Origin of the sequence: Streptomyces sp. NPDC058796 (genome assembly GCF_042745235.1) — a bacterium.
GTDB lineage: Bacteria > Actinomycetota > Actinomycetes > Streptomycetales > Streptomycetaceae > Streptomyces.
The window spans coordinates 988,613-1,000,474 of sequence record NZ_JBHYOP010000001.1; the positions used below are offsets into that span (position 1 = coordinate 988,613).

The 11,862-nt window shown below is 63.8% G+C and carries 13 protein-coding genes and 1 pseudogene; 9 read left to right on the forward strand and 5 right to left on the reverse strand.

The genetic code is table 11. From position 1 onward, the window contains the following. Positions 1–42: 42 nt before the first annotated feature. Genes ACFW47_RS04405 through ACFW47_RS04415 form a run of 3 tightly spaced genes read right to left on the reverse strand, consistent with a single transcriptional unit; the run spans position 43 to position 4,122 of the window. Positions 43–885, reverse strand: coding sequence for a DUF3883 domain-containing protein (locus tag ACFW47_RS04405; protein WP_386304730.1), 843 nt, complete (start codon positions 883–885; stop codon positions 43–45). Beyond that, positions 869–2,713 carry a DEAD/DEAH box helicase gene (locus ACFW47_RS04410; RefSeq protein ID WP_386304731.1) on the reverse strand — a complete coding sequence of 615 codons (1,845 nt, stop codon included), beginning with the start codon at positions 2,711–2,713 and terminating at the stop codon, positions 869–871. The genes ACFW47_RS04405 and ACFW47_RS04410 overlap by 17 nt, the downstream gene beginning before the upstream one ends. Next, positions 2,713–4,122 (reverse strand): transcriptional regulator, encoded by a 1,410-nt coding sequence (locus ACFW47_RS04415; RefSeq protein ID WP_386304734.1) that lies wholly within the window; start codon positions 4,120–4,122, stop codon positions 2,713–2,715. The genes ACFW47_RS04410 and ACFW47_RS04415 overlap by 1 nt, the downstream gene beginning before the upstream one ends. A 119-nt stretch (positions 4,123–4,241) precedes the next feature. Here ACFW47_RS04415 and ACFW47_RS04420 point away from each other — a divergent pair, with 119 nt between their 5' ends. Beyond that, the gene (locus ACFW47_RS04420) at positions 4,242–4,931 is read left to right on the forward strand and encodes a hypothetical protein (protein ID WP_386304737.1); all 690 of its coding nucleotides are present in this window, start codon (positions 4,242–4,244) and stop codon (positions 4,929–4,931) included. A gap of 239 nt (positions 4,932–5,170) precedes the next feature. After that, the gene (locus tag ACFW47_RS04425) at positions 5,171–6,511 is read left to right on the forward strand and encodes a DNA cytosine methyltransferase (RefSeq protein ID WP_386304739.1); all 1,341 of its coding nucleotides are present in this window, start codon (positions 5,171–5,173) and stop codon (positions 6,509–6,511) included. Positions 6,512–6,747: 236 nt separating this feature from the next. On the opposite strand, the gene ACFW47_RS04430 is transcribed toward ACFW47_RS04425, so the two are convergent. Then, positions 6,748–6,945 carry a hypothetical protein gene (locus ACFW47_RS04430; RefSeq protein WP_386304741.1) on the reverse strand — a complete coding sequence of 66 codons (198 nt, stop codon included), beginning with the start codon at positions 6,943–6,945 and terminating at the stop codon, positions 6,748–6,750. Between the two features lie 159 nt (positions 6,946–7,104). Here ACFW47_RS04430 and ACFW47_RS04435 point away from each other — a divergent pair, with 159 nt between their 5' ends. Continuing rightward, positions 7,105–7,803, forward strand: coding sequence for an HNH endonuclease (locus ACFW47_RS04435; protein WP_386304743.1), 699 nt, complete (start codon positions 7,105–7,107; stop codon positions 7,801–7,803). Between the two features lie 102 nt (positions 7,804–7,905). On the opposite strand, the gene ACFW47_RS04440 is transcribed toward ACFW47_RS04435, so the two are convergent. Continuing rightward, entirely contained in the window at positions 7,906–8,565 is a 660-nt protein-coding gene (locus ACFW47_RS04440) for an ATP-binding protein (RefSeq protein ID WP_386304834.1), read from the reverse strand. Between the two features lie 188 nt (positions 8,566–8,753). Between ACFW47_RS04440 and ACFW47_RS04445 the strand changes: the two genes are divergently transcribed. The 6 genes and pseudogenes from ACFW47_RS04445 (at position 8,754) to ACFW47_RS04470 (ending at position 11,862) form a co-directional block, all read left to right on the forward strand. Then, positions 8,754–9,599, forward strand: coding sequence for a helix-turn-helix domain-containing protein (locus ACFW47_RS04445; RefSeq protein WP_386304744.1), 846 nt, complete (start codon positions 8,754–8,756; stop codon positions 9,597–9,599). Continuing rightward, positions 9,600–9,800, forward strand: coding sequence for a DUF397 domain-containing protein (locus ACFW47_RS04450; protein ID WP_386304745.1), 201 nt, complete (start codon positions 9,600–9,602; stop codon positions 9,798–9,800). A gap of 111 nt (positions 9,801–9,911) precedes the next feature. Next, a pseudogene (locus ACFW47_RS04455) lies at positions 9,912–10,139 on the forward strand (hypothetical protein). A 43-nt stretch (positions 10,140–10,182) separates the two neighbouring features. Then, positions 10,183–10,626, forward strand: a complete 444-nt coding sequence (locus ACFW47_RS04460; protein ID WP_386304836.1) for a DUF6879 family protein — start codon at positions 10,183–10,185, stop codon at positions 10,624–10,626. Between the two features lie 22 nt (positions 10,627–10,648). Continuing rightward, the gene (locus ACFW47_RS04465) at positions 10,649–11,494 is read left to right on the forward strand and encodes a helix-turn-helix domain-containing protein (RefSeq protein ID WP_386286061.1); all 846 of its coding nucleotides are present in this window, start codon (positions 10,649–10,651) and stop codon (positions 11,492–11,494) included. Positions 11,495–11,556: 62 nt separating this feature from the next. Next, positions 11,557–11,862 (forward strand): putative ATP-grasp-modified RiPP, encoded by a 306-nt coding sequence (locus tag ACFW47_RS04470; protein WP_382712765.1) that lies wholly within the window; start codon positions 11,557–11,559, stop codon positions 11,860–11,862.

Consider the following 11,862-nt stretch of genomic DNA (forward strand, 5'->3'; position numbering starts at 1 on the left):
TGATCACGAGCATTATTACCGCTTGTGATCAATACAGCTCGGTCATGACCCCCTGAGAATTTCAGGAGCAGCCTCAACAAGCATGGGCGTGATGCTCGGAATTCCGGGAACGGGCACTTCTGGGGGGACGTCAAGTCGGCAGGATTCCCAGCGCCCCCAAGCCGTGCGATCTGAGGGAACGTGGTCCGCGATCCACACCTTGGGCACTGCGGCCACTGCCCTGAGTTGCAGCTCCCGCGTGAGGCTGACCGTTACGAGCTCCCAAGCCGGGTCACGCAGCATGGTCTCGTATTCGTTGCGCGAGATGTATATGGTGAGCCGCCCCATTCGGACGGTCGTCTTCACCTCCAAGTGGGCAGCGCGGTGTCCGGAATCAACGAAGATGTCGTAGCCATGGCCATCCGACCACGCGGCTACGTGCTCAACTCGAGCTCTCGCTGACTCGTGCAGCATTTCGAGAAGTGCGAGTTCGCCGGCTGAGCCGATGCGAGCGCGCTCCTCCAGGTCCACCTTGCCCCAGGTGGTCCCCAGTCGCACGTACGCCTCTACAGAAGAAAGACCGAGGCACTCCGCCGCTCGCAGGGCATCTTCAGGAAGTTCGTCTGGACTACGAATGAGCGAGTCCGCATCCTGGAACCACGGCATCCCGCTGTGGGACATAGCCGCGTCAAAGACTCTGTAGCGAGCAGGAGTCCCACCTTCCGGCTGGTCCAGGAGTCCTGCCTCCCTGATCCACGCGTAGGCGACGTCATATTGGGTGGGGGTGAGATCACTGAAGTCGCTGTGTGTCAGAAACAAGGCCCGTGACCGCGCGAATCCGCTGACCGTCAGTCTATCCAGCCAGCGGACTGCCGCTCGCAGTACCGGCTCAGGCGGCACGGGCATGGAGGTGGCCCATCAGCGCTCTAAGGTCACGTTGGTCCAAGCCACCGCCAACCTCTGGCTCCTCCTCAAGATCTGCCAGTTGCTGAACTGCCGGGTCGTCCAGGATGCTCCCCATGAACTGCAACTTGTCGCCGAGCCGTTGGTCAACGACTTCGTCGATCGTTCCCTCCGAGGCGAGGACCGTAATCCGTGTCTCCGTGTCAGGGTCGAGGCCAAGACGATGAATGCGATCCAGACTCTGGAGAAACCGGCCCGCTGCGAAGTCTCGGTCAACGTAGACAGCGTCGTGGCAGTGGTGATGAAGACTAATGCCCTCTCCGAGCGTGCCTGGGTTGGACAAAAGAACCATGCAGTCGGGATCATATCGGAAACGCCTGATGGCGGCCTTCCGATCAGTGTCTCCCATCGCGCCATAGACCAGTGCGGGGGAGAACTCGCGCAACATACGCTCCAGCGTATTGAGGCTCCTCACAAAGGTGGACCAGACAAGCGTTTTCCGCCCTTGAGCTGCGTTCTGGCTGACGATCGCAAGTACCTCGCGGTACTTCGGCGACATCTCGTAGCTCGGAAGGTCTCGCATCAAGTCGAAGAGCGGTGTGCCTTCAGGTACTGGAAGAGGCGGGACCCTGTACGAGAGCGGTTCATGACGCGTCGTTCCCACGGCGAGTAGCGCGGGACTCGTCGCAGCCATAAGCATGTAGACGATGATCTTACCGAGCGCGACGAAGTCCTCCTCAGAACCGGCAGCGCGTGCGGAGAAGCGGCCGACAAGCGCCTCGTACACCTCTTGGTGGAGGGGTGGCATCGCGACAGTACGCAGGTTCGTAGACACAGGCGGCAATCCCAACTCCGCCTTGGTGGTGCGCGTGAATAGTGGACGCAACGCCTGACTTGCCTGAGCAAGATTTCCGCCTGCCACAGCCTGAACGACCTTCTGGCGGCCATGACCAGGCCACACGAACCCGAACAGGTTCTCCAGATCTTTGACGCCGTTCGGCGCCGGCGTCCCGGTCAGGATCAGCCTATGCCTACTACGAGGCCCGAGAGCGAGGCAAGCTGCACCGTCCGTGCCATCAGCTCCGCGCTTCATCCTGTGCGCCTCGTCAAGCAGCAGCATGGACGGCCGGGCTGCCAGCCACTGACCGAGCTCGTTAACGACGCCGTCTTGACGCAGCCTTTCGTAGTTGACGATGAGAACGTCAGCTGCCGGGGTCGCGTCCCTGGAGAAGATGTCCACACTGAGGGGGTCACTCAGGCATGTCTGGTTCTCGTACTGCCACGACTCGAAGCACGACTTCGGCCCTACGACCAGTAGCCGCTCAATGCCTTTCGCACGTCGCAGATAGTGGAAGACGGCGAGTCCCACCCGGGTCTTCCCAGCACCTGGCACAGAAAAGTTCGCGCCATGACGCAGGGACACCAGCTTGGCGATGTCCCTGCGCTGGAAAGCCGTAAGATCCGCTACCCAGCCGGGGCCCAGCAGCTTGGGAACCTCTTCGGGCTCAACTTCTCCGTCTCTGCTGGTCGCCGGGTCAAGACGCTTGGCGACAGTCTGAGCGTCGACTGCCGAGTCGCTGGCCAGTGCCGCCAGCTGCGCGTCCCAAGCTACTCCTTCGGAGTCCGGCCAGGAGGCAAGCGCCACCATGTTGGTCAAGAGGTCGTCGATCTCGACCTCCATGCTTCCAGGAGAGCGCTGCACACTGCTCCGAAACCGGAGGGCGAGGCGCCGCAAGTCGCCCTCGTAACCCCCTGCAGCTCGAAGGCGCGCCTGGGTCACGCCGTCTCCGAAACCGATCTCCAAGCTGGGCGGAGAAGACCGCTCCGGCATCAGTTCTCCCGCGTCGCGTCGAGCAGCCAGGCCACGCCGTCGCCCGGCGAGCTGAAAGTGCGGCCCGCCTGCTTCGCCAGTCGGGCGAGACTGGCCTTCAATGTGAGCAGCGCATCGTCAAACGCGTCCTCGTCAAGCGCACGCTTTGCCCTTGCCTCCGCGAACTCGGCGGCACACTGATTGACATAGTCAGCGGCGTCGGTGAGACGAGCCGGGACTGCGACCTGCCGCTTCTGGAGTTCGGCGTTCGCACCGGCCATTTTCACGGCCACGTCGAAGGTTCTGCGTGCCGACTTGATGAGCGCGTCAGCACGAGCGACGTCCTGGGCATCCAGCTTCTCACCCGCCTGTGCGGCTGCCTTGGCTCGAAGCAGGGCATCCGTGAGCGCGCGAGTGGTCTTCACCGCTGCGGTAGCGTCCGGGATCGCGACGCCCTCGAGCCCCGGAATCGATACCGCGGCGGACTGCTGCGCTGCCGGACGCAGATCATCAGGCAGACGCTCCTCAAGGTAACGACTGTGAAAGTCCGACTCAGCCAGGCGCACTGTCGTCTTGGCGTAGTTCAGCACCACCATCGCCAGGCGTGACTCCTTGAGCTGTTCCGCGGCGTCCGGATCAGTCTTGGCAAGCTTGGTGTAGTCGCGATGAAGCTCGCGCAGCTTCTCCTGATGGTCTTCGAAGTCGACGAGTCGCAGCACCGCGCCGTTCGCGGTGTCGCTGCGGTCGATGGCGTCCTGGATCAACTGGTAGACCCAGCGGTCCTGCTGCAGCGTGGTCTTTTTGATGTTGAAGTCACGAGCCACATCCTCTTCGCGCCGCCCGTCCGCGAGCTCATCCTCGATCGCGATGAGACGGTTGATGTAGGAGTACTCGCGACGTTTGTCGCGGCGCAGCTGCAGAGCGAGTTCGACGCTGTTGATGTCTCGGCGGGAGGTGTCGGCGGGAAGCACACCCACCCGGATGTCCCTGATGCCCAGGTCCTTGAGCGCGGCACAACGGGTATTTCCGTCGACGAGGATGCCGTCAGGGCTGATGATCCCCGGCTCCCGCTGCCCCACATCGTCCAGTTCGTCCTGCAATGCCAGGTAGTCCGGGTCGGTCTGACTGGGATTCGAGGGGCGGCAGCGCAGCAGGTGATGCAGATACGTTTGGGCGGGCTCGCTCCAAGGATTTTCCTCCAAGACCCGGTTACGCTCCAGGTCCAGAGTGCGCTGGGCGCGGATACGGTGGGTGTCCGGGTTGAAGTAGAGCATGTCAACCGGCATGGAGATCACGTGGAGGTGCTTCTGCTCCCCGCGCCACTCCACAGTGACCTTCGCGCCATCATCGGCCATAGCCTGCTTCAGTCGCTCGTCCACCAGCGAGCGAATCTTCTCGCCCTCGGGCGGGACGCCGAACTTCACAGCCATGACCAGAACCTCCAATGAACAGACACTGCGTGCTCCAGCATCATGGCAGGGACCGGTGACAGGAGGTGCCGCAATAGCCCACAATCAAGATCTCGACCACTCGGAGAACGGAGCACGCGGTGACGATGCCTGCCTGGGACGACCCGAAGCTCAAGGCTGGAACCATGGTCCGCGGGGCGCTCTGGCTCGTCCAGGTGGTCGGTGAGGGTAAGACCTTCACCAAGGAGGAGGTCCGTGGCGTCTTCCCGGGCGTCGCGCAGGCGGACCGGCGCATAAGGGACCTGCGTGACTTCGGCTGGGTCATTCTGACCAACGCCCAAGACGCGACCCTGACCGCCGAGGACCAGCGTTTCGTGAAGGCCGGCGTCCCCGTCTGGGACCCTGTGGCGCGACGGGCCGCCGCGCCACAGAAGACTTTCTCCGCCAAGGAAAAGCAGGCAGTCATGGCCCGCGATCACTACATGTGCACCGTATGCGGCATTGCTGGAGGAGAGTCGTACCACGACGACAGCAACCAGACGGCCGTACTCTCGGCTACTCGGCGCAAAACGGTTCTGCCCGACGGGACCGAGGAGACACTGCTCACAACGGAGTGCAAGCGCTGCCGTTCCGGCTCCGCCGGGGTCATCGCACATGCCGACGAGGCGCTCGCGGAGATCAGGGCCTTGGATCCTGGAGACCAGCGCCGTCTGCTCCGGTGGATGGAACGGGGCCGTCGCGGCACGACGCCCCTGGAGCGCGCTTGGAATACCTACCGGCGACTGCCAGCGGATGCACGGGGCGAGCTGAGGTCCGCACTCCAGCCGTGATCGCTTGGCGATTTTCGGCGTGCAGGCATAACCCGTGTCCAGCACTGTCAGCCGCGCACCGTAGACTTCACAATCTTGTCCGGCTCACCAGCCAGGGGCCTCCTGCGAATGGTAGCCAGCCGCTAGTGTGCTGCCGGGTTCATGTGTAACTGGACACTTGCTATGTCTGGGGCGGGTGTGTGCAGCACTCCCACTCCCCTGTGCTGGACACGGGCCAGCGCGCTCGGAAGGAGATCAACATGTCGGCGGCGGAGCACCAGCGGAGACTCGAAGTCATCGAGATCTGCGCCGGCGCCGGCGGTCAGTCTCTCGGGCTGCATCGCGCGGGGTTCACTCACCGGCTCGCTGTTGAACTGGACGGACAGGCAGCCCACACTCTCGAACAGAACCTGCGGCGAGTACTCAAAGACGATGGCGTGGATGTGGACCACGACCTCGTGAGGGTAGGCGACGTGGCGGATCCCAATGTCTGGAACCCAGATGCTTACAAGAAGGGAGAAATCGACCTTCTTGCTGGAGGCGTGCCGTGCCCGCCCTTCAGCATCGCGGGGAAGCAGCTGGGTTCAAGTGACGAGCGTGATCTGTTTGCATGGGCCATTGAACTCTGTGGCCGGATGAGGCCTAAAGCTCTACTCCTGGAGAATGTGCGCGGCCTCAGCACGAATCGTTTCGCGGGATACCGGCAGGCGGTTCTCGATAAGCTGCATGAATTCGGGTACATCGCCTTCTGGAAGCTACTCAACGCTTCCGACTATGGCGTTCCGCAGCTGCGCCCCAGGTTTGTGCTCGTTGCGCTGCTGCCCGAGTACGCGAAGTACTTCTCTTGGCCTGAAACGCGTCCTGGCGAAGCGCCCACAGTCGGCGAAGTGCTCGTTGACCTGATGGGAGAAAACGGCTGGGGTGACGAAGAAGTCGCCCACTGGGTAGAGAAGGCAAACGACATCGCTCCAACCATCGTGGGTGGCTCCAAGAAACACGGGGGTGCCGACCTCGGCCCAACACGGGCGAAGCAGGCCTGGTCGAAGCTGGGCGTCGACGCCATGGGGATTGCGAACGAAGCGCCGGCAGCGGGGTTCAGACCCCTCAAGGGCGCTACAGGTCCCAAGCTGACCACCAAGATGGTCGCAAGGCTCCAGGGCTGGCACGACGAGTTCGCGGAGTGGGAGTTCCTGGGACGCAAGACCTCCGTGTACCGGCAGATTGGCAACGCTTTCCCCCCGCCCGTCGCCAAGGCGCTCGGTGAGTCAATCAAGGACGCCCTCCTCCAGAAGGGCGAGCCCCAACCGCTTGTCGAGACCTCCAGCACTGTCCACGACCCGGTGTACAAGCTGCTCCGCGAGCAGAGTCGCCCTCTCACCACCGAGCAGATCATCACCAAGCTGGCGAAGAACGGCCTGGCGATGGACCAGCCCGAGGTAGAGCGCCGCCTGAACCATCTGGGTCACGACTTCGAGGTGGAGAAGACAGAACGCAAGAGCGGCGAACTCGCCTACAGTCTGGGGAACTTCAAGGCATTCGTCGGCCAGGAGGACCACCAGCGTCACGACTTGTTCATCCAGCACCGGACCAGGATCAGCTGATCCCGGCTTTCCCCCTTCTCAGCCTGACGCAAGGCCGCGTCGAGCCGCTCAGCTGAAGCTTGCCCCGGAGGAGTGCCGTCTCCCCACATGCATACGACGCCGCAGCCTTCGCCCCTGCTCGGTCACCCGTCCCATCGTGACGCGCTGCATGAACACGCAGCTGGGGCATGTGGGCAAGCTGCCGCAGCCGCAGAATCTCGCGAGTAGCAACTGAGACCTACGCCTGTGCGGCAGGTTCACTGCTCGTCGTCATGCCGACCCATGCGCTTCTGTTCGTCGTCCCCGCGCCAGGCCGCACGCAAGCTGCGCAACGCTGCGATTGCCTTCTCAGCCTTGATAGACAGAGCGGGGATCTGATCCAAGGCATAGCCAAGCACCAAGACAGCACCAGTACCTGCTGCCAACACTGCGGTAGTCCAGCCAGCGGCTTCCATCAGTCTCGCCTGACCTCCTGAGCTTGGGTAAGGTTTCTGCCGGACGCTGCCGAACGCTGACGGCAACACCTTGGGCGTCGCCGACGGTACACTAGTTCGAGCCGTCATCACCAGTGGTTACGACGGCGCCCAGCGGACAGCACCGATCAGGAGGATGGGATGGAAGACGGACGCCCTGTGCGCCGGTCCTCGAAGGTAAAGGTCGCCGAGTTTTTGGCGTCCCTCGGTGCAGGGAAGGTCTTCACCAAGCTTCAACTATTCGAGGGCGTTCCTGGCGTGGCCCAGGCGGACCGCCGCATGCGCGATCTGCGGGAGCTGGGCTGGAAAATCGATAACTACAAGACTGACCCACGGCTCCAGCCAGACGAGTACCGACTGACGGAGATCGGAACGCGGATCGACCTCGGTGAGCAGCCTAAGGAAGCGTCGCGCCCAAGAATCTCAGCAACGCGTCGCCGAGAGGCTCTTGATAGGGCCGACTACGCCTGTCAGACCTGCGGCATGAGGGCTGGCGAGGTCTACCCTGACGATGACCACAGCGCCGTGCTCAGCGTTCACCTTGTCGATCCCACTTCTCCTGCCGACACCGAGTTGTCGAACCTTCGCGTGGAGTGTCAGCGATGCAACGCTGGGCTGAGGGGCGCCGGGAAAGCTTTGCCGACGCCCGAGGCCGTACTGACACAGGCATCCGAACTCAGCAGCAGGGAAGACAAGCGCCGACTGTACCGGCTCATGCAGTCAGGCCGCCCCGAGCGGGACAAGGTGGAATTGATCTTCGGCGACTGGCTCAGACTGGGGCGAGACGACAGGCTCGACGTCATGTTGAAGCTGGCCGGTGCACTGATTGAGGAGGACTGACTCCGGGTCTGGCTCCGCAAGTTGCGTCACCAGTTCCAGACACGGACCAGCATCGGCAAGGGCGGACCTTCCCGTCACTTGCGGACACACACCTGCCGCTAATTACACTGCCCGCGCATCAGCCTCGTAGTGCATCTGAGCTTGATCAAGGAACTCTTCCGGATCGTGGCCACTAGCGGCGCTCCAGTGGAGGAGATCGGCAATCAGCTCAATCGCCGCCTCCTCCAGTGCCATGTCACGGTGGCGCCCTCGCAGAGCAGCACCAACAGACCCTGAATAGTTCTCGAGCGCATCAACGGCACGCGCCACGCGTCGACACGAGACGCCATCTGCCAACTCGATCTCACACCACACCGCCTTTCCGAGAGCCGTTGCCACGGCCCCCCAGCTCGCCGTCACGGCGGTGAGCAAGTGCAGGCCGCGCCCGCATTCGGCGTCGCAGTCCGCTACTGACGGGGACGGCACTGAGTGGCTCTTGTCGTGGACTTCCACACGTAGCCGCTCGCCTTCCCATTCCAGGACCAATGTGGCGGACGTACCCTCACCAACGTGCTTGATGACGTTCGTCGCCAGCTCCGTGACCACCAGCTCGGTTTCCTCCGTGGCATGGGGCACACCCCACCGCCCCAGCTGGGCCGCAGTGGCTTGCCGCAGCAGCCGTACCTCGGCCGGCACCGCCCTGAAGGGCAGAACAGACCGATGTCCGCGCCCCCTGACTCCGTCGCCCGGCATGCGAACTCCTCCCTCCCGAGCCACGCACATGCTGCGCCCGCCGTGTCCGTCCGGCTGCACTGCGTAGCGGTTCGTAAGTGAGAATGGCACAGAGAAGTCTCGCTGTGTAACTTCTCACGATACTCCATCGAGTGAATCTGGCGGTGGAACGTCTCCTCGCTGCCTAGCCTGATCAGGCCCGGAGCGACCGCCCGGCGTACGCCCAGAAGGAAGTCCGCATGACCGTGAGGGCCACCACTCGTCGCCGCCAGCTGGGCGCGATGCTGAGGAAGTTGCGAGCTGGCAAGGGACTGACCCTGGAGGAGGCCGGCCGGCTTGTCGGGGTCTCCAAGGCGACGGTGAGCCGCTACGAGACGCAGGCGGGGCCGACGAAGTGGATCGTGGTCGATGCCCTGTGCCGGGAGTACGGCGCGACCGACGCTGAGCGTGAAGCCGTCGTACGACTGGCCAAGGACGCCAAGCAGCAGGGCTGGTGGAGCTCGTTCGCCGACTCCATCCCAGAGAGCATGAACCTGCTGCTCACCCTTGAGGATGAGGCCGTACGCGAGAATCACTTCTCGTGCGTCTACGTCCCCGGTCTCCTTCAGACGCGTGCCTACAGCACCGCCCTTCAGCGGGCCAACGAGGTTCCCTTGTCGCCGGATGAGATCGAACGACTCGTGGACATCCGCATGAAGCGGCAGGAGATCCTCACCCGTCCGAAGCCGCTGCGCCTGTGGGCGATCATCGACGAGTCCGTCATCCGTCGTGTTGTCGGGTCACCGCAGACTATGAAGGAGCAGCTGGGCCGGCTGCTCGCGGCAAACGAATCACCTCACACCACGCTCCAAGTGCTTCCCTTTGCGAAGGGCGCTCATGCGGCGGCCCTCGGAAGCTTCGTCATGATTGGCGGCGCTGAGCCGGCGCTCGATGTCGTTTACGTCGACTTCCACACTGGGTCCCTCTTCCTGGAGAAGGACGAGGAACTGGAGCGCTACCGCCTTGCGTTCGAGTACCTGCGCGCACAAGCGTTGGACATGGAAGCCTCGTCCGCCCTGATCCACCGCGTCCGCAAGGAGCTGTGAATGTCCGTCGCTCAGAAGCTTGCCTCCGACCTTGTGTGGTTCAAGTCCTCGCACAGTGGTGGCAACGCCACCGAGTGCGTCGAGTGTGCCTACGCCCCGCCTCGAACTCTGATACGTGACTCAAAGTGCGCAGACGGCCCTGTGCTGTCCGTAGACACCGAGGCCTGGCGTCGCTTCATCGACGCGTTGCACCAGAGCTGAAGAGCCTTGGGAGCCCGATCCCGTAGAAGTTCGTGCAAGTAGCTGGCACGCAGAACTGCGGCCGCGCAAGCCTGGTCACCTCGACAGACCTAAATGCCACCGGAGGGCATCATGGCGCTGCACCGCCTGGGCAAGGACCCCGAGAGCCCCAATAACGGTTCTCCGACCGTGTAGCTGGACGACGAGACGGGGAACTACATCCTGCAAGGATGGCGGGTCACAGATGCTGAGCGCCTGGCGCAGCTGGACATTCCCGGACACGAGACAGTGATCGAGTTCCCCCGGCGCATGATGCAGTTCTTCCCGGAGGTGAGCGGCGGTGCCGCAGCCGACGTTTGAGGAGCTCTTCCGGTCAGCCCGGCACAGCGCCTATCACCTGGAAATGCGCGACGCGTACGGCCTTGACGAGGACTACCGGGAGTGGCCAGCGGGCCACCGGTTCGACCCGGCGGAGCGCTGGCCCTGGTGGATCGAGCTCGTCTCCTCGGCGGTGGCCCGCGGCGTGGCCGTGCACCGCGCTCGCGTCGTTTCCGAACCGCTGTCCTCCTACGCTCGCTACGAGTACGAGCTGACCAGCGGGCACAACGTCAAGGCCGGCGAAGACGTGCGCTGGCTACCCCGCAGGCAGGCTTCGGGCCTTGCTCTGCCGGGAAACGACTTCTGGCTCTTCGACGGCACGTCCGTCCTGTTCAACCACTTCGCCGGGGACGGGACGATGACCGGCGAGGAACTTTCGACCGACCAGAGCGTCGTCAGCCTGTGCGCCTCCGCGTTCGCTGCCGTGTGGGAGCGGGCGATCCCACACGAGGAATACAGGCCGACCTAACGGGAGCCGCCCGCCACATCCCATGTCGACGTCATCCAGCATTCAGCAGGCCCGCGAGGCCCTGGGCAAGCGGCTGCGCGAGATCCGGAAGGACTCAGGTCTCACCGCCCGGGAGCTTGCCTTCAGGGCAGGCTGGCACGAAAGCAAGTGCAGTCGCATCGAGAACGGCCGGACGCCACCCTCCGACGACGATCTGCGCGCGTACACGCTGCACTGCGCCGCGGCCGACCAGACGGCCGACCTTGTCGCCACGGCTCGTAACATCGACGGGGCTTATGTCGAGTGGCGACGTATGGAGCGTGCTGGACTGCGTCGTGCCCAGGAATCGGTCATTCCACTGTGGGAGCGCACCCGGCACTTCCGGGCGTACTCGTCGTGGCTCATACCCGGCCCGTTCCAGACACCCGCGTACATCAGGGCACTGCTGACGTCGATCCGCGACCGCCGCGCACTGCCTGACGACCTTGAGGCGGCCGTCGACGTCCGGGTGAACAAGCAGCGCGTGCTGTACGAGGGGGCACGCCGCTTCGCCGTGGTCCTGGAGGAGAGCACGCTGCGGCACCTGATCGGTGGGCCCGAGACCATGGCCGGGCAACTGGGGCACCTGTTGTCGCTGGCGACGCTCCCCAACGTCAGTTTGGGCGTGATTCCGCTGAGCACGGACCGCACCGCACTGTGGCCGGTCGAGGACTTCTGGGTGTTCGACGACTTGCAGGTCAACGTCGAGTTGGTCTCCGCCTTCCTTACCATCACGCAGCCCCACGAAGTCGGCATGTACGCAAGGACCTTCGCCGCTCTTGCCGACTCGGCGGTCTACGGCGCCCCCGCTCGCGCGCTGATCACGTCGGCGATCGACTCGCTCGGGTGAACACGTGCAAGTCGGCGCACGTTCGTTGAGCGGTGTTCCCAGGCGTTCCTAGCTTGGTCGGCATGGAACTCATGGAACCCATGCACCGGGAGCGGGTACTCAACTCCGCTTCTTCCGCCCACGCCCCCTGGGCTATGCGTCTCGTCACCGACCGCTTGCCGGTTGCCACCGCCCCCTACGCATCCGTCACCCTCGACGCCACCACCCAGACCGCCCGCTATACCGACGCCCTCGGCAAGGTGGTCGAGATGGGCAAGCACGGGACGTCCCGGACGAGCAGTACGGCGTCCGTTTCGGGCGGCGGGGACGGGCAGCAGCCGCAGCCTCAGTCTCAGGACGACACGACGACCGACTACGAGTCGGACTGA